Source organism: Photorhabdus akhurstii (genome assembly GCF_019090985.1).
Lineage (GTDB): Bacteria > Pseudomonadota > Gammaproteobacteria > Enterobacterales > Enterobacteriaceae > Photorhabdus > Photorhabdus akhurstii.
This window is the reverse complement of sequence record NZ_CP020335.1, coordinates 5,595,386-5,615,708: the sequence shown is the minus strand read 5'-3', so window position 1 is coordinate 5,615,708 and position 20,323 is coordinate 5,595,386. Positions and strand designations below refer to the sequence as shown.

Sequence of the window (20,323 nt, the reverse complement as noted above, 5' to 3'; positions counted from 1 at the left end):
GTTTAATAGGTTAAAGGCAAGGAAATGGTTTTATTATCTCTGGCGGATAAATAGGCGGCGATAAGCAGCTCTAAGGATTTTAAGCCTTCCCGACCGTCGGTTATCGGTTTGGCTTCGCCTTTCATCACCTCAATGACATTTTTATAGTAGAGCGGGTGTCCAAATCCATACACTGATGTGGTTTCGTAATTGGCGGCTTTGACTTGCTGGTCATACTCTTTTTCGTCAGCAAAATGCCACTCCTGGATTTCATTGACGGCTAAACCCCCACTCTGACGGTGCCTTTTTCGCCTAAGATGGTGATGGAGCCTTCAAGGTTCTGAGGATACGTGCACATGGTGACGGCCATTGAGCCTAATGTGCCATCCCGCCAGCGGATATTGAGTACCCCGGTATCTTCTGTTTCGATATCCAGATGGGTCGAGGTCATGGCCTGAACATCTTTGACCGGGCCGATTAACCATTCAATTAAATCCACATAATGGCTAGCCTGATTCATGAAGGCGCCGCCATCAAATTCCCAGGTGCCGCGCCAGGCGGCCTGATCATAATAGGCCTGGGGACGGGTCCAGAAAACGTTGAGGTGGACCAGGTGGATTTTGCCAAACCGTTTTTCACTGACCGCCCGTTTCAGTAATTGCAGGGTGGCGTTTAAGCGGTTTTGTTTGACGACGAAGAGGTGTTTTCCAGCTTTATCCGCCGCTTTAACCATGTTTTCCCCCTCAGCCAGCCGGGTGGCCATCGGCTTTTCGGTGACGACATGAAAACCTTTATCAAAGCAGGCCATCGTCTGTTCTGGATGCAGGCCGGAAGGGGTGGTCAGGATAATGATATCGGCGGTGATGTTATCCAGCATCGTCTTTAAGTCGCTAAAACCTGGGACGCCGGTTTTTTCTACCGCCGTGTTTAATGCGTCTTGATCGTTATCACAGACGGCCACTAATTCGGCCGTTTCTTGATGTATTTCCAGAGAATTGAAATGATTTTTAGCGATCCGCCCACAGCCGACTAAAGCAAATCTTATCTTTCTGTCGTTGATAATGCTCAGCATAATCTTATCCTAAGTTAAGCTTTGATAATGTTTGTGTGATGGGGAGAATATTTGCCACGGGTATCGACGACTAATTTGGCGTGATTGATGATCAATTCGTAATTAAATTTATCGTGATCGGTGGCTAAAATAACGCAGTCGAAATCTCTGAGACTATTTTCCGTGAGAGGGTGGCTGATTAGATTAAAATGATGCTCCCGCATTTTCGGGAAGAGCGGGACATGCGGATCGGCATATTCAATATTAGCCCCTAATGCTCTTAATTTTTCCATAATATGCACTGAGGGACTTTCTCGCATATCATCCACATTCTTTTTATAGGCGATGCCGAGAATTAAGATGCGGCTGCCATTAATGGATTTATTAGCCTTGTTAAGGGCTAATACGGTTTTATTGACCACATAATCCGGCATGGAGGAATTGACTTCACCGGAGAGTTCAATAAAGCGGGTGTTGATACCATATTCCCGGGCTTTCCAGGTTAAATAGAAAGGATCGATAGGAATACAGTGGCCGCCTAATCCGGGGCCGGGATAATAGGGAACGAAGCCGAAGGGTTTGGTTGCTGCGGCTTTAATCACTTCGTGGATATCAATCCCCATTTTATCGGCAACCAGTTTCATTTCGTTGACCAGGCCGATATTGACCGCCCGGTGGATATTCTCCAGCAGTTTTGTCATCTCGGCGGCTTTGGTTGAGCTGACGGGAACAACCTGGTCAATGGCGGGTTGATAAACGGCGATACCGGCTTTTAAGCAGTTTTCAGTATGACCGCCAATGACTTTAGGAATGGTGCGGGTTTCGAAATCGGGGTTGCCGGGATCTTCCCGTTCGGGTGAATAGACCAGAAAGATATCCTCACCGACGGTTAATCCGCTTTCTTCAACCCGGGGGAGTAACTCTTCTTCCGTGGTGCCCGGATAGGTGGTGCTTTCTAAGGAGAGGACTTGTCCGGCTCTTAAATACGGTTTTACCCTGTCGGTGGTGTTAATGACGAAACTGATATCGGGTTCACGGTATTTATTTAACGGCGTTGGGACGCAAAGGATAATGGCATCGCATTGAGCGATTTTGGTGAAATCCGTGGTGGCTTCAAAACCGGTCTTTATCGCGTGACTGATTTTGGCCGCGGGAATATGTTCAATGTAACTTTGGCCGTGATTTAATTTATCTGTTTTTTCTTTATCAATATCGAAACCAATGACTTTAAAACCGATATCGTTATATCTGAGCATTAACGGTAAGCCAACATAACCCAGGCCAACAATGGCAATGGTGGCGGTTTTATTATCAAATTTCTCGGTGAGAATGTTGAGTGAGGACATATTTTGCCTTTTAAGATGATGACTTAAAAAATAAAATTTATGAAAGTAAATTACATTTGGTTTTTAATAGGATGTTATCTATTTTCATAAGTTTTATTTGGCAGGTGAAACTTTAACAAGCTTTGCAAATAGATTTTGTAAGATATATTTCTGAAATAATAAATAAGGTAATAACAACGCTACCGCACTAGGTTATTGGCTCCCAGAACTCCATAGAATCTTATAATTTTATCTACAGTTTTGATTTTTCAGTGCTTTTGTCTGCTGTAATAGAAAAGCAATTAAAGATAAGTATTTTTAATGAATAACGGGGGAGGTTAAACCGTCAGACTCGCCGGGTCAAGCATAAATAAAATTTATTTATTTAATAAATTTTTAGAATAAGGTTAGCAAAAATCTGTATTATCGGCCATGAAGTGGTAGCCAAATAACCAAGCGTAAGCCGCCGAGTGGGCTATCCTCAGCACGTACCCAACCGCGGTGCTGGTTAATCGCGGTTTCAACAATGGCTAAACCAAGGCCAGTGCCGCCGGATTCTCGATCGCGGGCTTCGTCTGTACGGTAGAAAGGGCGGAATATGTGTTCGCGGTCTTCCGGGTTGACGCCCGGGCCGTCATCATCAACGGTAATGGTGATTCCTTGATTATCGGTGTTAAATGCGACCGCAATATGGTGGTGGGAGTAGCGTAAGGCATTACGCACGATATTTTCAAAAGCACTGCCAAGTGCTAATGGGTTGCAGTAAATTGCCCAAGAACTCGGTGGTAAAGTTGCTTCAAGGATTTTGTCCATTTGTTCGGCTTCGAAGCGGGCATTGTCAAGAATATCGTGCCATAAATCTGTCATTTTGATGTTTTCTCTCAGCAGTTCATTTTTATGCTGACTGCGGGAGAGTACTAATAGATCGTTAATCATGCTGTCTAGCCGTTGGGCTTCTGTCTCAATTCTTTCCAGCTCTTTACTCTCGCCATGACGGCGGCGGAGTAATGCAGTGGCAAGTTGTAGGCGGGTGAGCGGTGTGCGTAGTTCATGGGAGATATCGGAAATTAGCCGTTGTTGTGCGGTGACCATTCTTTCCAATACACTGATCATTTGGTTGAAACTGTTACCGGCGGCCAGAAACTCTTGCGGGCCAGCTTCCAGTTCTGGATGCTGACGTAAATTACCTTTAGCAACATCGTCGGCGGCATTTTTTAATTTGCGGGCAGGTTTAGCTAAACTCCATGCCAGCCATAATAGGAGGGGCGCACTGATTAACATCGTGGCAGTTAATAGTAATAGTGGCCGGTCAAACATCAGGTTAATGAAATCCGATTGTGGGCTATTCGCTGGACGAACTAAATAAAGTTGATAATGATCTTCTCCATCTCGAATGGAAAAGGGCCCTAACATTTCAGAGCGGCCATATTTTTTCTTTTTCGGGTGATCGGCGTTATCTGATTGTCCAATAAAGTTGCGGACAACTTGCATTTCGCTTCTTTGTGCACCGATAACTCGCCCTTCGCTGGTGACCAGTATCAAGCGCTGACCTGGGGGGGCCCATTTTTCAGTCGCGCGAAATAAACGGCGCCACCAAAGTAAATCGTTAGCGGGATCTTGAGCTAATTCCGCTTCGATATGTTGTTCCAGCATAACTCCCTGCCGATATTTATTTTCCAGCAGAGAGGTTAGTTGTCTGGAATCCAGTTTCGGCACCATTAATACCAACATTAGGACTAATGCCAGCGTAAACCAGAAAATTGCGAAGATGCGTGCCGTTAAACTGTTTATCATGTCGCAGATACCATTAAATATCCTCGCCCACGTAAAGTCTTAAACCAGGGTAGTCCATCTTCCCGCTCAGGTAATTTACGGCGTAGGTTAGAGATATGCATATCAATTGCTCGGTCAAATGGGGTGAGTCGCTTACCTAATACTTCTTGGCTCAAATGTTCGCGGGAAACAACTTGACCTAAATGTTGAGTTAGTAAATAGAGCAAGGTAAATTCAGTACCGGTTAAATCGAGAATCTGATTAGCGAAGCTGGCTTCCTGTCGGCCGGGATTCAATTGCAGGTTATCGACCTGAAGCGTAGGTAGGCCACTGTCTGTTTGTTGCTGCTCACTCCAGTTTGAGCGGCGAAGAATAGCACGTATACGCGCTACTAACTCACGATCATTCAATGGTTTGGCAAGATAGTCATCCGCCCCTAATTCTAGTCCCAGAACACGATCCAAATCACTTCCTCGCGCTGTCAGCATAATGACTGGCGTTTGATGGTGTAGACGCAGCTCTTTCAATGTCGTAATGCCATTTTTACGTGGCATCATAATATCGAGTAGTAGTAAGTCGATCGAATCGTCAAGGAATTTTAATGCCTGCTCTCCGTCATGAGCGATCACAACGTTAAATCCTTCCATTTCAAGTAATTCTTTTAATAGTGATGTCAGTTCACGGTCATCATCAACTAATAGGATTTTATGCATCGATTACTTCCTCCAAGAACAAAAATACGATAACAAACTTTGCTATTCCACGACTTTACGTTCTTTTACAAGCCTTTGACGCTAGTTTGCAGCCGCGTAGGTATAGTTGTCCACATTGGACCTAATAGCATCGTTCGGGGAAACGAGGAGTTGTTTAATGCGTAACATAGCAGCGTTAGTTTTAGCGTCAATGTTTGTTCTTGGCTCGACAGCATCTTTAGCTGGAACAGCAAGTACAATACACGCTGCTACGGTACCCGATAATTGTGCGCCTTGCGATTATAAAAATGTAGGAAACTATCATTATCGTAATAATGATGCTGGTGACAATGACCATATGTTCAGCGGTATCACTTTAACTGAGCAGCAGCGTCAACAGATGCGTGATTTGGTAGGGCAGAAACATCAACCACGTTCATCGATGTCGATGAATCGCACAGAGCGAGAAGAGATGCGTAAGCTGGTCACTGCGAAGGATTTTGATGAGGTGGCAGTAAAAGCCCTGATTGAAAAGATGCTCAGATGTAATGTGGAACGTCAGGTAGAAATGGCCCGTATCCATCACCTGATATACCAACTGTTAACGCCTGAGCAACAAGCACAATTGGAACAGCATTATCGGCAGCGTATGTCCCAATTACCGAACTGATTTGTAATACCCATAGCAGCAAAGTAGTAGTAAATGAGAATTTTTCCTTGCCATAGACACCATCCCTGTCTTTCAGGCCCTTTTTAGGGCCTTTTTTTCAGTCACTTACAACGCATTTCTTTGTAAAACAACAACATAAAAAAGTATAAAGGGGTTAGAAAGTATACGAAAGTTTTTGAGTGTGGACGCTCGCCACACTCTCTAGCTTTATTCTACTTCTATCCCACCCTTAAGAGGGTTTAATGTAATGGCATGTTGCAGATAGTCCGGGGCAAGGTGTGCATAGACCATTGTTTGGATTATGCTGGCGTGCCCTAATATCTGTTGTAATGCAATTATATTCCCTCCATTCATCATGAAGTGGCTGGCAAAAGTGTGTCTGAGGACATGAGTTGCTTGCCCTTTAGGTAAGTCGGGCTTTACTACATGTAAGATCTTGCAGAAATTTATGTAGTCAACATTGAACAGCTTGCCCATTTTCTTTTTGCCGCGAATTTCTTTCTCTAATTTGTCAGAAATGGGAACGATGCGTTGATCTCCATTTTTGGTATTTAGAAAAATTACACGGCCTTTTAATACCTGTTGAGCTGCCAGACTTTCCGCTTCCCCCCCAGCGCGCCAGTGCTAAGGCAGAGTAAAGCCAGCTTTTTTTCCTCTTTATTTAGAGAATTAAGCAGTAGTTCTATCTCTGGTGTTGTGAGATAGGTCATAGCAACATTTTTCTCGCTTAATGGCTCTAATCCTTGTAGAGGATTTGTGCCAGTAAATTCCTCAATTTTTATTAAGGTCGAGAACATACCGGATAGTCTGTACATATCTCGATTTACAGTTTTAGCGCTTATTCCATCAGCCAGCCGTTTTCCCCGATGTTCCATAATGACTCTCTTTGTGAGGTGACCTATTGTGGGGTTGTTAAGCTGCCTCATTGTTTTGGTGAGATGTCGCTTCTCTATTGCTCCATTGTCTGTGTTTTGTCCGTAATATAGCCACCAAATATTGATGAAATCACTCAGTTGTGTCTTATCATTCGTGGTGGATGGTTCACTATTGCTAGCCTGTGTGAGCGTGTAACGTTCAAAGGCAACTGCTTCACTTTTTCTATTAAATTTCCTACGGAGTCTTGTTCCTGTGCTGCCGTAGGGTCTTACATCCACTTCGTAGCGTCCATCATTGAGCTTCTTAATTGCCATAAGTAAGCCCTTCGATGAAACTGACAGATTGTGACCACAACTCGTCAGCATACGCATAACCAATATCTAGCCAATTTTCTGGCTTGAGTGGAATGAGGTTTCGTTCTCTGGCCCATTGTGCGCGATAGCCGGCGAGACTTGACCAGCTTCCGGTGCTGTAGTGTCAGTCATTAGCCACAGCGTATATTTTTTGAACTTAGGGTGTTGAGTTAATTTAGAAAGTGTGTTCCAGCCGGGTTCGTTATGTCCTCCCTCTAATTTTTTTAATGTGCTAAGAGGGAGCTGCATGATTTCACAGAATTGTGATTGACTCAGGTTCTCTGCATTACGCATGGCCTTTATTTTTTCTCCTATGTTCATTGACTTAGTTCCGAGTATTGATCTAGTATTCGCTTGGTGGTGTAAAAATCGGAACCATCAAGCACGAACAAAACACCTTGTAAACAGAGTTAGAACGGGTTTAAAGGTGTTTGATTTAACGAGGTTAACAAATGAGTGAAGAAGCGTACAAGGTTGAATATCCAGTTGATGCCGTACCGTATCCAAAATTTGCGGCTTTGATCGGTAAAAAAGAAGCGGCTGTTCAAGAAATGGTAAAGCAGAACAAGTTGCCACTTATTGAATGGCGTGATCCGAGTAAACCAAAAGCTAGGGTAGGGGAGAAGTGGATTTATGTTCCTGAGTTTAATCGTGCTATGCGCGAGGCATTCTACAACCGGCCAAAAGAACAGCGTGACGCTTGGCTATTGTGGATTGGGCTATAAGGTGCGTGTTATGACTCAGATCCCAACACCAGAGGAATACAAAAAGGGGCGGGTAAAATTTGGAAAATTACTTATTCAGCCTTTACGCAAGAATGCCGTAGTTCAGATTACTCAATATCAGGTCAGTGATGGCGAATACTCTTATGGTCAATTCGATTCAAAAGAGCAGGCTATCAGTTTTGCAAGGCAGCTTTACGGGAGAGAAATCAATGAATGAATTAATGAAAATTCCGCATAAATATAAATTAACTGGCGATGATTTCAAAAAGACGAATCATTACAAATATTTCATGATTTCGGTAATTGGTTTGGCAACTGTGATATTAACCCCGTTATTAGTTTTTATTTACAGGTGATGAAATGGCAAATACAGAACCGTGCCGTGCTGTTGTCTTAACACTGGATGAGAAAATCGATGGTCTCAATAAAGCCTCTGAGGCGCGTAATCGGTATTTTTGTGATGATAAAGAAAATAATAACAAATTGGCCGATTTCATGGAAACTATGCGTGATCGCACAAATAACCGCGTTAGAAATAATGAACGGGTTTTGCATTTAATTTTTCACTTGGCAGGTTTTGATAAAGAGCGTTATCACGTCAAGTTTAAGGAATTAACAATAGAGGAACAGCGTTCATTAATATTGGCAATTAATCAACTTCGGACTGTGTCATCTATATTGCCAGATAAATTGGCATTGCCAAAATCAACCCAGTATTAATTTAAAGCATAATTTAAGAAATTAATGCGTAAATTCGCAGGGGTTTTTATTGCCTAAAAATAGGAAATAAAAAATGAATATAGAGCAATTAATTAAAAGAAATAGAGAAGACGAACGCAAGATATTAGCCGAACGTTCTTCTACACGTCTGTTAAAAATCGCGGCGCATATTGTGGCAAAGAAATTGGATTATGCCGCGTCATCTGCATTGTTGAACAGTGAAGCCGAGAAAATAGAACACGAAGCACGGGAACTGGAGAGTGTCTAGGGAAATCGACCGTGCTTGCCAACATGCTGAGAAAACGCTAGAGCGCAGAATATCAGAGCATGTAAACCGCTCCGTCGGTGTCTCTGCGTTTGAATGTGAAGAGTGCGACCAACCTATCCCTGTGGAACGTCGGATGAATATCGCTGGAGTCATCCGCTGCGTCGCATGTCAGGAAGTTTTTGAACTGAAACAGAAGCATTATCGGAGTATATGAATTGGTGAATAAAACTATCTTGAAATGGGCAAGTTCTAAAATTCGCATTATGGATAAATTGCTGCCCCATCTGCCAGCAGGTCAACGGTTGGTTGAACCGTTCGCAGGTTCATGTTCTGTAATGATGAATACGCAATATGATGCGTATTTAATTGCGGATGCTAACAGCGACTTAATTGATATGTATCAGTGCATCAAAGAGAATTGTGATGGGTTTATAAATTCTGCGCAAGACTGGTTTTCGTATTTTAATAGTGAGCATGGGTTTTATTGTCTGAGAGCTTTATTTAATTCTGATGATGAAAAATATAAATCGCAGATATGGCGCACATCAGTATTTTTATTTCTAAACCGGCATTGCTTTAATGGCCTGTGTCGTTATAACTCAAAAGGTGAATTCAATGTGCCTTTTGGGAACGGTAAAAAACCTTACTTTCCCGAAATAGAAATATTGGCGTTTGCTGAGAAATCCAAGATTGCTTCTATCCATCGTGCCGATTGGCGCGAAATACTGAAACTGGTTGATTTTGGGGATGTGGTTTATTGCGATCCGCCTTATTTCACTAAAGGTGTTAATTTTACACAGTATTGCAAAAATGGCTTTTTTTATAATGACCATCAGGAGCTGGCTACTTCTCTGAAACAGCTCAATGAATTATTGGGCGTTCCTGTCACAGTTTCCAACTCCATTGAGGCCAAAGAACTTTATGCCGATCTGGGGTTCACTATCTATGAAATCGAAGCACCACGCACCATTGCCGCCAATGGCAATCGTCAGCCAGTAATAGAAATTATTGCGACGCTAGAGGCGAGTGCATGAGTGAGTTAATCGACTTGTTGCAGGAGCATAACAGCGATTACCAGCAGTCAAAACGCCTGCAATATGAGATGTTCAAGCCCGGTTTGCCCGGCGAGTCAACGTTAGCTGAACAGATCATGTGGCAGGTAAACCCTGATGATTATGACTGGCGTCATAAAATTATCGGTGATATGCCCGATTTTTTGGCGCTCTATTTTGCTACCCGGTACAAAAAAATATTTACCCAATCGGGGGGTAATCGCCGCCGTGCTAATACGTTTTTGCGTCAGTTTGGCGAGAACGTATTACCACGGCTGAATAAAGTCACTGAACGCTATCAATTCAAGGATCAGGTATCCGGCGTTACCCCGTTCCCCTTTATTGAGCAGTTAGAGCGATTGGTTACGTTGGAGCGTAAGGATATCAAACAGCTTGCCTGGGGAATTTCCCATTTTATGGCCGAGAACTACGAAAATACATCGGCTCAGTATGTCAATCAACAACCTGTGAGCGAACAAGACGCCAGAGAACGTTTGATCCGTATCTATGAGTTACTGGCAAAACTGACTCAACAAGCCGGCACAACAGCTCCTTACTGGCAGCAGTTCACCAAAGGCAGGGAAGGTGCCACAGTCGATCAATTGTGTGCCGGCCTCCTGCGCATGATGTCGGATAAATGGTGGTATGCCCGCTTGAAAAGAATGCGTGATATTCGCGCTGAGCATATGGCTATTGCGGTAGGTCAAGTGCAGAAATCAGCCTCTCCCTATGTTTCCCGTAGTACGCTGCGTGAATGGTTAGAGCAGAAGCGCCGTAATTGGGATTTTATCAAACAGTTTGATGTTGAGAATGAACAGGGCGACAGGGTACCGCTGGAAGATATGGTACTCGGTAGTGTGGCTAATCCCGCCGTCCGCCGTAGTGAATTGATGGTGAGAATGCGCGGTTTTGAAAATCTGGCTGACGAACTCGGCTATGTTGGTGAGTTTTATACCATCACCGCGCCATCAAAGTATCACGCTGTCCACAGTGTCGGTGGCTTTGTTTCAAATTGGAATGGAGCTAGTCCCCGTGATACACAAAAATATCTGTGCAACGTCTGGGCGAAAATCAGGGCGGCTTATTCCCGTGCGGGGATCAGCGCCTTCGGTTTTCGTGTAGTTGAACCTCACCATGATGGTACGCCGCATTGGCACATGTTGCTGTTTATGCGTCCTGAACATGTCGATGAAATGCGTGACATCATGTGTTATTACGCCCGGTTGGAAGATTCAGAAGAATTACAGGGGCAGAAAGCACTAAAAGCACGATTCCATGTGAAGTCCATCGATAAGGCGAAAGGTTCGGCTACGGGCTATATCGCTAAGTACATTTCCAAGAATATTGACGGTTACGCGCTGGATGGCGAAAAGGATGGGGAAACAGGCCAACTTCTTAAGGATATGTCACGATCTGTCTCTGCCTGGGCCAGTCGTTGGCGTATCCGGCAGTTTCAGCAGATCGGTGGTGCGCCCGTTTCCGTCTGGCGCGAATTGCGTCGTTTGAGTGGTGATGAGCAAATCTTGTCTGATGTAGATATGGATAATGTTCGATTTGCTGCGGATGTGGGGGACTGGTTCGCCTATACCGAGTTCCAAGGTGGGCCTCTGGTTGCGCGAAAAGATTTAACCGTGCGGTTGTCCTATGAAATCACCGAACAAGGCAATGCTTACGGCGAAAATGTGTTGCGTATTTCCGGTGTCTACTCGCCCCGCTTGGGCGACTCCTCTTCTTTTATTACCCGTACTGTTAAATGGAACATTGTTCCTAAATTTAACGCTGATGTTAAAGGCGTGGGTTTGGGGTTTTCTGGCGGCTTTGCCGCCTCTTGGAGTTCTGTCAATAACTGTACGGGGTGTGACAGTACGGCCAGAGGCGGTGATCTGTTAGTGGAAAAAGTTATCGATTATGCGGATTCAATCGGCATGGATTTTAGCCGGGCTATGGCGAAGTCATTAATCATCGGAGAAAAAATTAATGTAGGTGAGCAGTCGTTCAAGTTATGGACGGATGGCAGTTTTATTCCGATAAAGACGGAATGTCAGAAACAGGAGCGCCGTGATGTGCTGTGGCAGCGGATTAAGAATATTGGTGAAATGAGGAAAAATCTATCGTGAATATGCGTTTCGGTTCGGTTTGTTCTGGTATTGAAGCAGCCAGTGTGGCATGGGAACCGCTGGGTATGTCTCCGGCATGGTTCAGTGAAATCGAAAAATTCCCCAGCGCGGTACTGCAATATCACTGGTCTTATGTCCGAAATCTGGGGGATATGACTGAAATCCCCGCCATGATTACCGAAAATCTGGCCGATGCGCCGGATATTCTGGTTGGTGGTACACCCTGTCAGGCGTTCAGCATTGCAGGTCTGCGTAATGGGTTGGACGATGAGCGGGGAAAACTAACATTATCATTCGTAGAGTTGGCAAATGTCATTGATTCAGTCAGAGCAGCAAACGGCGAACAGCCTTCAATTATCGTCTGGGAAAATGTCCCCGGAGTTCTATCCAGTAAGGATAATGCCTTTGGTTGTTTTCTTGCGGGACTTACCGGAGAAGATGAACCATTGCAGCCGTCAAGGAAGAAATGGACGAACTCAGGTTATGTGTCTGGACCACAAAGAGCCGTTGCATGGCGAGTGCTGGACGCTCAATATTTCGGAGTGGCCCAACGACGTCGCCGTGTGTTTGTTGTCGCAAGTGCTAGAACAGACATCTGTCCCGCAGAAATACTTTTTGAGCCAGGCAGCGTGCGTCGGCATTTTGAATCGCGCGGAACGGCGGGGAAAGCAATTACCAGAAATGCTGGAAACCGTGTTGTTATCGGTAGTCACTGGGATTCAGAGTTAAACCAGCATCCGACATTAAATTCAGGCGGTATTGGCATGAGCAATCAGGAGATATTTTCTCAGAGAGGCAGCGGATTGGTATCTACGTATCGGTTGCTTTCGTTTGGTGAATACCGGACAGATGATATTTCATCAACACTGCGCTCCAGAGATAATAAAGGCGCTACTGACCTAATATCAACTCATGGGGCTGTGCGCCGTTTAACACCAGTGGAATGCGAAAGACTACAGGGTTTTCCCGACAATTACACCCAAATCCCATGGAACGGGAAAGTACCGGCAGATTGTTCCGATGGTCATCGTTATCGGGTAATAGGGAATTCAATGGCTGTGCCTGTAATGGCATGGATTGGGAAACGAATTTTAATGCAAGCGAGGAATAAATAATGATGTGTTACAACGGAGTATCACTCTAGGAAATGATGAATTACCTCGTTAAATCGAAATTGTTCACTGAAACGACCGGGGCGCTATCCCTATGCGGTGGTTGAATATCTGGAGTTGTTGATCCGCAAAGATGATGCAGAGTTACGCCAGAAAATGCAGGTACTGTCATCTCAGCAATGTGGAAAATGTGGTGATGCGCATCCGGTGACGGAATGCTGCTTCTTTGGCGAGGCTGCCTGTTGGAATACGTCGGGCTGGCATGAACTAAAATTGCAGTTGTGATTGTGTGACATGTCACGCGATTATTACTAAACCTGCTTTCAAAGCGGGTTATTGCTATGTGTCGATGCTAGAGATTATTAGCGCAGGGGTTAACTTAGCTCTTGCGCTAATTTAGCTCAAGGGCTATTATTTAGGCATCAATAGGGGATTGTCGAATGTTTGAAATTAAGTTTCATGATGCTTTTAAGGAAGAATTAAAATCACTGCCTGACTCGCTGGAATTGCGCATGGTCGCGTTAATTAAGCGTTTGAGGGAAAACCCAACCAGCCTGAGAGAGCCGCATTCAAAACCGATAGAGGGATATAAAGGGCTGTTTGAGCTGAGAGCAAAAGCCAAAGGCGGAATAGCCAGAAGTTTTTTTTGTTATGCCGCAGGGAAGAAAATCTATCTGTTAAGATGCTTTGTGAAAAAAACTAATGCCACTCCCCTGAATGAACTCAGGATAGCGATTGCGCGAAAAAATGAACTGACAGAACCATCAAGAGATTAAGAGGAAATATGATGCGTGATGACTTAGACCTCTACATTGAGGAAAGAACCAAAGAAAACCCCCGATTTAAAGCCACGTTAGCGGAAGAGGAGAAAGAGCTTGAGTTCGCGATTGAGATGCAGAATATGCTGACTGAATGGCGGAAACATGCTGGGCTGACCAGCGCTCAGGTTGCTGAAAAAATGGGTATCAAACCACCGACTGTATCAAAAATAGAAAGAAATATCGTTAAGGCATCCATTGATACACTCAGTCGCTATGCGCGTGCCTGTGGTGTTAACGATATCAAAATATTCTTACCATTAATAAAGTGATCGTTTTTTATTCTTTTGTTGCGGGTGCGCATAAGGGGGCATAACCCCCCATTCCCCGCACCAATCCGCAAGATCAAAAAAGGATCTCATGCTCCACCAAGCACCATTACGGCTGCGCTTTTAACGATCCCTTGCAGGTGCATAAAAAGCACTGCATTTAGTGAGCAGGCGCGGCGGGGTCACGACTGCGCTCAGGCGGCCTCACAATCAATAACGCGGGCTATTCGTCCTCGTCCATATCCAACGAATACCGTTCAAACCGAATTACTTCCTCACCAATCCAGTCATTTAATTGCTTCATCTTACTTTGCAATGGCATTAGCTCATTACGTACAAACACCTTAGCCGCCTTCTCGACATCACCAAAACCGCCGGTATTCTGTGGAATAATCCCCATCATCTGCGGTGGTACGCGGTGCGCGGCCAATATGTCGTCACGGCTGGCATTCTTGATATTTAAAAATTCGTCTTTAGCTGCGGCTTCAGACAGTGGAATAGTCTGGATACCGTCTTTTTTACCGCCCGGCGCATATAAAAATAGATTGCGGAAATTACCTGGCCCCTTGGAATTTTTCAGCGCATCGCGGATATTGTCGATATCGGACAGGTTTTGTGAGGCATCGCTGATATACAGGATGTAACCCGCATGGGAGCCGTTCAGGTAATACTTGCGGCGAAAAAGCGTAGCCGATTCATTCAACAGTGCCGACGGCAGAGCAGCTAAATACTCCGGCAATCCGTAAAGCTCCTGATTAATATCGGGTTCAATCAGATGAAACACTTGTCCCGTCGGGAACGGGTATGGCTGGTTGTTGTAGCCATATTTCACAAACCAGTAGGTTTCCAAGTCTTCACCGCGTCGGGTGAACTTGGCCGGGCAATGATGCAGCTTCAAAGGCTGACCAAGGCGATTCTTGCGTTGTTCAAGATAGGCATTGCCAAACAGCATAAAGTCCAGCGCCCATGAGTCGAATGCCTGTCGGCTAAGTAGCCGGTGTGGGATAAAGGTACTGGTTAGGATGTTGCGTTTGACATACACCGCGCTGCTGTGGTGCGGCGCCGAGCGAAACGACAGCGCCAGCCCGTTAAAACTGATTGGGGGTTCATACCAATTATCGACTAGCACACATTCCAAATAATCAAACACCTCGCGCCGGTCAAGGACGGGGATTGGATCGCCAAAGGTGAATGCTTCAATTGATGGGCTGGCCGTGGTTTTCACCGCCGGGCTGCGTTTTCTGTTTTTACGGCTCATCAGTAAACCTCAACAATATTTCTATGGTGGGGAGTGTCACCGGTAATCGGTTCATTAAACAGGGCGTGCATGGTGGCCCATGCCAGATCTGCGTGACTGGCTTCCTCGCTGCGGCTGGCTTGATAGGTCGGGCGGTTGCCGCTGGCGGTGGTAGAACGGCGGATCGCCATAAAACTTTGTGCAATGTCGGTCTGGCCGGCGTCAAACTCCAGCCGGCGATGGTTGATAATGTCCCATGCCTTAAGTACCAGCGCGTTTTTAACGGCGGGGTTATAGACAAATTCCCGCACGGACGGGAAAAATTCTTTGACGTTTTGGTAAACCCCATGCCCGACGCCGGTCGAGTCAATGCCGATATATTCGACGTTGTACTGTTCCGTCAGTCGTTTGATGGCGTCAGATTGAGCGCGAAAGTTCATGCCACGCCACTGATGACGTTCAAGGATGCGGAATTTGCCACCCGGTACCCGCGGTGGAGCGACTACGGCACAACCGGCACTGTCGCCATTCTCGCCACCTTTGGCGGGATCATAACCGATCCAGACAGGGTGATAACCATAGGGGCGTAGCATCAGGGGTTGCACATCGTCCCAGATTTCCCAGCTATCGACCATGCAACCCTGCATCAGTTGCAGTGAGAAAATGGATTCGATATCGTCCATAAATTCACACATCAGCAGGTTCTGGTACTCGTCCGGGCTATATTCCAGCCGTAACTGGTCAATATCAAACAGGTTACAGCCGCCTCTGACTGCATCTTCAACCGTGACAATCTGCCGCCACTGACCATCGGCACATCGTAGGCCGCTGGCTAATGCTTGATGGCTAATATCAATGTCAATGCGATTGGCCTTGGCGCGGCCACGGTTAAACAGTTTGCCTGACCAATACGGGTACGCGCTGTGGGCTAAGCTGGACGGTGTAGAAAAGTAAGTCTGGCGCCATTTTTTGTGCATCGCCATACCGGATGCTACTTTACGCAGTTCCTGAAATTTCGGAATCCAGAAATATTCATCCAGATAGAGATTGCCGTGATAGCTTTGCGCGGTGCGGGCATTGGTGCCGAGAAAATACAGGGTGGCGCCATTATTCAGGGTGATCGGGTCGCCTTTTAGTTCGGCGTCCACTTCCCGCGCCATTTCCAGGATGTACTGCTTGAATACATGGGCCTGCGCTTTACTGGCAGAGAGAAATATCTGATTGCGTCCGGTAGTCAACGCATCGATCAGGGCTTCACGGGCAAAAAAGAATGTCGCACCAATCTGGCGGGATTTCAGGATATTGCGGATACGATGCGCTAATCCGGCGTGATACCAGTCATGTTGATAATCGAACAGGGTTGAGCGGAAAATGTCTTCCAGCTTTTTGACTTGTTCTTCACTGAACACGTTCTTTTCCGGTGGCCGGCGCTCACCTTTGTTGCGGTTGGCAATTTTGGGGTTCAGATCGGTTTCATTACCGCCGCAGCTGTATTTCCTGATCCGCGCCTGTCGTTCTAACTGACGGTGCAACAGGTCAATTTCCTTAAAGTCCTTGCCTTCTTTTTGCTCCTTGGCGATAAGCTGACATAACCGTGCTTCAAGAGATAACTCGACTCGTTCAAACGAGGTCACCTCATCCCATTTGTCGCGACGTTTCCAGCTATGGATAGTTGATGCTTTCTCGTTGAGTATTTCCGCAATCCGTGCGATCCGGTACCCGTTAAAATACAGGTGCATTGCGTACTTACGGGGATCAAAATCGGGCGTTGTTTTCATGCTGCCAGACTACAGACCCGTCCGTCATTTCTCTGTGTCTGCCCTGTGTGCCAGCCCAGACACAACCGCATTTTATTGTTTCCTCGACATGACGATACAAACTAGTAGGCCATGACTGATTCATTGATAATCGGGGCTTACAATGCCGAAGAAATCCAAACCCTTTCGAATCTGTGTGGAAGGCGCAACCACAGACGGGCGCAAGGTTCAGCGCGAATGGCTGACACAGATTGCCGCCAACTATGACCCGCAGACCTACGGTGCGCGTATCAACATGGAACATTACAATTTTTCGTGGAGTCCGCGCTTTGGCGATGTGGAATCGGTTTTTACCGAAGAAATCAAGGACGGTGCGCTGGCGGGCAAGCTGGGGCTGTATGGGATACTTTTACCCACCGATGATCTGGTGGAAATGAACCGTAAGCGTCAAAAGGTTTACACCTCCGCCGAAATCAACCTGGATTTTGCTGACTTCGGCAGCGCGTATCTGGTGGGATTGGCCGTTACTGACAGTCCGGCAAGTCTTGGCACCGAAATGTTGCAGTTCAGCGCCAACGCAGCTAATAACCCGTTGAACTCACGCAAGCAGCACCCGAACAATGTTTTTACTGCCGCGGAAGAAACTTTGTTCGAATTTATTGATTTGTCAGAGGAAACCGAAAAAATTTCTCTCTTTTCCCGTGTACAGACGTTCTTCCAGAAAAAGCAGCAGAGTGATGATACTCGTTTTACCGATATCCATCGGGCCGTCGAACTGTGCGCCCAAGAGCAGCAGGCCACGGTGGAAACCGTGAACACACTTTCTCAACAAATAGGTGAAATAACTGCTATCAAACAAAAGCAAACTGAACTTGAAACCCAGCTTAGTGACTTAAAAACTCAGTTGAGTCAGCAAGACAGCCAGAAAACACACCGACCTGTTTCGCTGGGATCGCCGAACGCCGACACTCCAGTCAGTAAACATCTGACCAATTGTTAATGGAACAACCCCATGAAGAACGAAACTCGATTTAAATTTAACGCCTTTCTGATGCGTCTGGGTGAAATTTACGGTGTGGACGCCACGGCATTTACAGGCAAGGTAGAAGTCAATCCATCAGTTGCCCAGACGTTGGAAGAGGAAATCCAGCAAAGTGCCGATTTTCTGCAAAAAATTAACATGGTTCCCGTCAGCGAGCAGTCGGGCGAAGCGATTGGGCTAGGTATCGGTTCAACTATTGCAGGGACGACAGACACCGACAGTAAGGAGCGAGAAACTTCCGATCCGACCCGAATCAACGCTATTGAGTATAAATGCGAACAAACCAACTTTGACACTAGCATTCCTTACAAAAAACTTGACTTGTGGGCGAAATTTCAAGATTTCCAGTTACGTATCCGTAACGCCATTATCAGACGTCAGGCACTGGACCGCATTATGATCGGCTGGAATGGGGTTAAACGCGCCAAAACCTCAAACCGCGTTCAATATCCACTATTGCAGGATGTAAATATCGGCTGGTTGGAAAAAATCCGACAGGGTGCACCGGATCATGTCATGAGCAATATCACTGACGAAGCCGGTAAGGTTATATCTGAAACCATCCGTGTAGGAGAAGGCGGCGATTTCAATAATCTTGACGCATTGGTGATAGATACCGTCAACAATGCTATCGACCCAGAATATCAGGATGATACGGAGCTGGTGGTCATCTGTGGCCGTGAACTGCTGGCTGACAAATATTTCCCGTTGGTCAATCAGTCGCAGCCCAACACCGAAAAAATGGCGGCAGATGTGATTATCAGCCAGAAACGTATCGGTAATTTGCCCGCAGTGCGTGTACCGTATTTCCCGCCCAAAGCCTTGCTAATTAGCCGTCTGGATAATCTGTCTATCTATTATCAGGAAGGCACCCGCCGACGTTCTGTGCTGGATAACCCCAAACGTGATCGCATTGAAAACTACGAATCAGTCAATGAGGCGTATGTCGTTGAAGACTATCGCGGTGTGGCCCTGATTGAAAATATCGAGATGTTGGCAGCCAGCAAAAAAGCAGCGTCGTTGCAGCCAGATAATGCCGTACCTGAGCACAACGCCGACACTGAGGAACCATAATGGCTAGCCCGTGGCAGCGTCACCGAATGCGATTACAGGCGACCGAGGCCGCTCAACTGAGTAGCCCTGCGCTGCAAAATCACGGCGGTTATAACCAGATGCTGCTGATGCTGGAGCAAGACCGCCGTCACCTTAAAAAATCCAGTCTATGGAGCGCAAAGCGCAGCACAAAAGGCAAATCTTGCCTAAATATGCGCCGTGGATTACTGGGGTATTACAGGGGGCATAGGTCATCAAGATGATGTGCTGATGTATGTCCTGCTGTGGCGCATTGATGCAGGTGATTATGATGGTGCGCTGGATATCGCCGAGTACGCGTTACAGCACCGACTCGCTATGCCCGAAAATCATGAGCGGACAACGGGCTGTGCCGTTACAGAAGAGATCGCCGAAGCAGCCCAGCGTTGCTATACCGCTAAATCTCTGATGCCTCTTGCCACGCTGGAACGGGCGACCAATCTCACCCACGATCAGGATATGCCCGATAAGGTGAGGGCGGAGTTATATAAATGGCTCGGTTACAGCCAGCGGGATAACAATCAGCCGCAGCCTGCCTATTGTTCGCTGAGCAGGGCTTTAGAACTGAATAATCATGTTGGCGTGAAAAAAGACTTAGAGCAACTTGCCAGAGCGCTCCGCAGTCAGAAACACGACAACGCATAACCGAACGTGCCAACGCGCCGGGGCGGCACGGGGTGGCGAAGTCTCAACGCCCTGTTCACCGCCCACCTATTCAGGGGGCAATATGGACTTTATTTCAACCGCACCCGCAACGGATAAACAGGCCACCATGACCAGTGCCCCGTTTTTTCCTGCTATTGAGATCAGTCGTTACCGTGACGAGATGCGCACAGATGGTACGGTCACCGCGCCGAGATTACATCAAGCAATTTCCAACGCCATTGTTGAGGTTAATCGCGAGCTGAACCATTGGCGGCTGAGCCATATCGATGAGGGATACTCATCACTGGCCGATATTCCCGCCGGCACTCTCAATGGCGAGAGTGAGTTGGTTTATCTCTATCGTCGAGCAGTGTTTTGCCTGACCAAGGCGAACCTGATCGAGCGTTACCGCGATATCGACACGACTCAGACCGGCAGTAAAAAGGCTGAGGCAATGGAAATCACCATTGACGACCTGTGGCGGGATGCGCAATGGGCGATGCGCCGGATACAGGGGCGGGATCATGTCATTGTGGCGCTGATCTAATGCGGGTAAGGGCACAACAGTATGACACCGTGGATTCCTTATGCTGGCGCCACTATGGACGAACACAGGGAGTCACCGAACGGGTATTAGCAGCCAATCCCGGTTTGGCTGATGTTGGGGCCATCTTGCCGCAGGGTACCGAGATTGAACTGCCTGAAATCACGCCTGCTGCTGTAACGCCCATCATTCAATTATGGGATTAG

The 20,323-nt window shown here is 46.4% G+C and carries 23 protein-coding genes and 3 pseudogenes; 18 read left to right on the top strand and 8 right to left on the bottom strand.

Going from position 1 to position 20,323, the window contains the following annotated elements; all coding sequences use genetic code 11:
• Window positions 1-2: 2 nt before the first annotated feature.
• The 4 genes and pseudogenes from B0X70_RS24380 to cpxR all read right to left on the bottom strand — a co-directional run bounded on the left by B0X70_RS24380 (window position 3) and on the right by cpxR (window position 4,841).
• Window positions 3-1,051 (bottom strand): annotated as a pseudogene (locus tag B0X70_RS24380) (Gfo/Idh/MocA family protein).
• Window positions 1,052-1,065: 14 nt separating this feature from the next.
• Window positions 1,066-2,376, bottom strand: a complete 1,311-nt coding sequence (locus tag B0X70_RS24375) for a nucleotide sugar dehydrogenase (protein ID WP_217470556.1) — start codon at window positions 2,374-2,376, stop codon at window positions 1,066-1,068.
• A gap of 402 nt (window positions 2,377-2,778) precedes the next feature.
• On the bottom strand, window positions 2,779-4,149 hold the full coding sequence (cpxA, locus tag B0X70_RS24370; protein ID WP_217470555.1) for an envelope stress sensor histidine kinase CpxA: 1,371 nt from the start codon (window positions 4,147-4,149) through the stop codon (window positions 2,779-2,781).
• Complete coding sequence (cpxR, locus tag B0X70_RS24365) at window positions 4,146-4,841, bottom strand: envelope stress response regulator transcription factor CpxR (RefSeq protein WP_217470554.1); 696 nt, start codon at window positions 4,839-4,841, stop codon at window positions 4,146-4,148. The genes cpxA and cpxR overlap by 4 nt, the downstream gene beginning before the upstream one ends.
• A 157-nt stretch (window positions 4,842-4,998) precedes the next feature.
• On the opposite strand from cpxR, the gene cpxP reads away from it, so the two are divergent.
• A complete protein-coding gene (gene cpxP / locus B0X70_RS24360) occupies window positions 4,999-5,490 on the top strand; it encodes a cell-envelope stress modulator CpxP (RefSeq protein ID WP_217470553.1) in 492 nt (163 codons plus the stop codon).
• Between the two features lie 207 nt (window positions 5,491-5,697).
• On the opposite strand, the pseudogene B0X70_RS24355 reads toward cpxP, so the two are convergent.
• Window positions 5,698-6,680, bottom strand: a pseudogene (locus tag B0X70_RS24355) (phage integrase).
• A 66-nt stretch (window positions 6,681-6,746) separates the two neighbouring features.
• Window positions 6,747-7,040 (bottom strand): helix-turn-helix domain-containing protein, encoded by a 294-nt coding sequence (locus tag B0X70_RS24350; RefSeq protein WP_149616325.1) that lies wholly within the window; start codon window positions 7,038-7,040, stop codon window positions 6,747-6,749.
• 131 nt (window positions 7,041-7,171) lie between these two features.
• Here B0X70_RS24350 and B0X70_RS24345 point away from each other — a divergent pair, with 131 nt between their 5' ends.
• The 11 genes and pseudogenes from B0X70_RS24345 (at window position 7,172) to B0X70_RS24295 (ending at window position 13,803) form a co-directional block, all read left to right on the top strand.
• Complete coding sequence (locus B0X70_RS24345) at window positions 7,172-7,444, top strand: Cox family DNA-binding protein (RefSeq protein WP_023043965.1); 273 nt, start codon at window positions 7,172-7,174, stop codon at window positions 7,442-7,444.
• A gap of 10 nt (window positions 7,445-7,454) precedes the next feature.
• Entirely contained in the window at window positions 7,455-7,661 is a 207-nt protein-coding gene (locus B0X70_RS24340; RefSeq protein WP_023043966.1) for a hypothetical protein, read from the top strand.
• A gap of 143 nt (window positions 7,662-7,804) precedes the next feature.
• The gene (locus tag B0X70_RS24335) at window positions 7,805-8,164 is read left to right on the top strand and encodes a DUF5347 family protein (protein ID WP_217470552.1); all 360 of its coding nucleotides are present in this window, start codon (window positions 7,805-7,807) and stop codon (window positions 8,162-8,164) included.
• Between the two features lie 73 nt (window positions 8,165-8,237).
• Window positions 8,238-8,432 carry a DUF2732 family protein gene (locus B0X70_RS24330; RefSeq protein ID WP_217470551.1) on the top strand — a complete coding sequence of 65 codons (195 nt, stop codon included), beginning with the start codon at window positions 8,238-8,240 and terminating at the stop codon, window positions 8,430-8,432.
• Window positions 8,425-8,646, top strand: coding sequence for a TraR/DksA family transcriptional regulator (locus tag B0X70_RS24325; protein ID WP_036811341.1), 222 nt, complete (start codon window positions 8,425-8,427; stop codon window positions 8,644-8,646). The genes B0X70_RS24330 and B0X70_RS24325 overlap by 8 nt, the downstream gene beginning before the upstream one ends.
• 4 nt (window positions 8,647-8,650) lie before the next feature.
• Window positions 8,651-9,466 (top strand): DNA adenine methylase, encoded by an 816-nt coding sequence (locus B0X70_RS24320; RefSeq protein WP_336246299.1) that lies wholly within the window; start codon window positions 8,651-8,653, stop codon window positions 9,464-9,466.
• Complete coding sequence (locus B0X70_RS24315; RefSeq protein ID WP_217470549.1) at window positions 9,463-11,601, top strand: replication endonuclease; 2,139 nt, start codon at window positions 9,463-9,465, stop codon at window positions 11,599-11,601. The genes B0X70_RS24320 and B0X70_RS24315 overlap by 4 nt, the downstream gene beginning before the upstream one ends.
• Window positions 11,602-11,603: 2 nt before the next feature.
• Window positions 11,604-12,692 (top strand): annotated as a pseudogene (locus B0X70_RS24310) (DNA cytosine methyltransferase); the annotation flags it as partial.
• A 120-nt stretch (window positions 12,693-12,812) separates the two neighbouring features.
• Window positions 12,813-12,998 carry a hypothetical protein gene (locus B0X70_RS24305; RefSeq protein WP_217470548.1) on the top strand — a complete coding sequence of 62 codons (186 nt, stop codon included), beginning with the start codon at window positions 12,813-12,815 and terminating at the stop codon, window positions 12,996-12,998.
• Window positions 12,999-13,153: 155 nt separating this feature from the next.
• Window positions 13,154-13,489 carry a type II toxin-antitoxin system RelE/ParE family toxin gene (locus B0X70_RS24300; RefSeq protein WP_217470547.1) on the top strand — a complete coding sequence of 112 codons (336 nt, stop codon included), beginning with the start codon at window positions 13,154-13,156 and terminating at the stop codon, window positions 13,487-13,489.
• A gap of 8 nt (window positions 13,490-13,497) precedes the next feature.
• Window positions 13,498-13,803, top strand: coding sequence for a type II toxin-antitoxin system RelB family anti-toxin (locus B0X70_RS24295; RefSeq protein ID WP_217470546.1), 306 nt, complete (start codon window positions 13,498-13,500; stop codon window positions 13,801-13,803).
• A 220-nt stretch (window positions 13,804-14,023) separates the two neighbouring features.
• Here B0X70_RS24295 and B0X70_RS24290 read toward each other — a convergent pair whose 3' ends face one another.
• Both B0X70_RS24290 and B0X70_RS24285 read right to left on the bottom strand, forming a co-directional pair.
• Window positions 14,024-15,058, bottom strand: a complete 1,035-nt coding sequence (locus B0X70_RS24290) for a phage portal protein (protein ID WP_217470545.1) — start codon at window positions 15,056-15,058, stop codon at window positions 14,024-14,026.
• Window positions 15,058-16,815 carry a terminase ATPase subunit family protein gene (locus B0X70_RS24285; RefSeq protein ID WP_217470544.1) on the bottom strand — a complete coding sequence of 586 codons (1,758 nt, stop codon included), beginning with the start codon at window positions 16,813-16,815 and terminating at the stop codon, window positions 15,058-15,060. Before B0X70_RS24285 ends, B0X70_RS24290 begins: the two co-directional genes overlap by 1 nt.
• Window positions 16,816-16,957: 142 nt before the next feature.
• On the opposite strand from B0X70_RS24285, the gene B0X70_RS24280 reads away from it, so the two are divergent.
• From B0X70_RS24280 to B0X70_RS24260, 6 genes are all read left to right on the top strand, one after another.
• Complete coding sequence (locus B0X70_RS24280; RefSeq protein ID WP_217470543.1) at window positions 16,958-17,794, top strand: GPO family capsid scaffolding protein; 837 nt, start codon at window positions 16,958-16,960, stop codon at window positions 17,792-17,794.
• Between the two features lie 12 nt (window positions 17,795-17,806).
• Window positions 17,807-18,910 carry a phage major capsid protein, P2 family gene (locus B0X70_RS24275; protein ID WP_217470542.1) on the top strand — a complete coding sequence of 368 codons (1,104 nt, stop codon included), beginning with the start codon at window positions 17,807-17,809 and terminating at the stop codon, window positions 18,908-18,910.
• Entirely contained in the window at window positions 18,910-19,152 is a 243-nt protein-coding gene (locus B0X70_RS26115) for a phage terminase small subunit (RefSeq protein ID WP_472853260.1), read from the top strand. Before B0X70_RS24275 ends, B0X70_RS26115 begins: the two co-directional genes overlap by 1 nt.
• 7 nt (window positions 19,153-19,159) lie before the next feature.
• Entirely contained in the window at window positions 19,160-19,573 is a 414-nt protein-coding gene (gene gpM / locus B0X70_RS24270; RefSeq protein ID WP_472853259.1) for a phage terminase small subunit, read from the top strand.
• A gap of 82 nt (window positions 19,574-19,655) precedes the next feature.
• Entirely contained in the window at window positions 19,656-20,120 is a 465-nt protein-coding gene (locus B0X70_RS24265) for a head completion/stabilization protein (RefSeq protein ID WP_110085761.1), read from the top strand.
• Entirely contained in the window at window positions 20,120-20,323 is a 204-nt protein-coding gene (locus B0X70_RS24260) for a tail protein X (RefSeq protein ID WP_036811373.1), read from the top strand. The genes B0X70_RS24265 and B0X70_RS24260 overlap by 1 nt, the downstream gene beginning before the upstream one ends.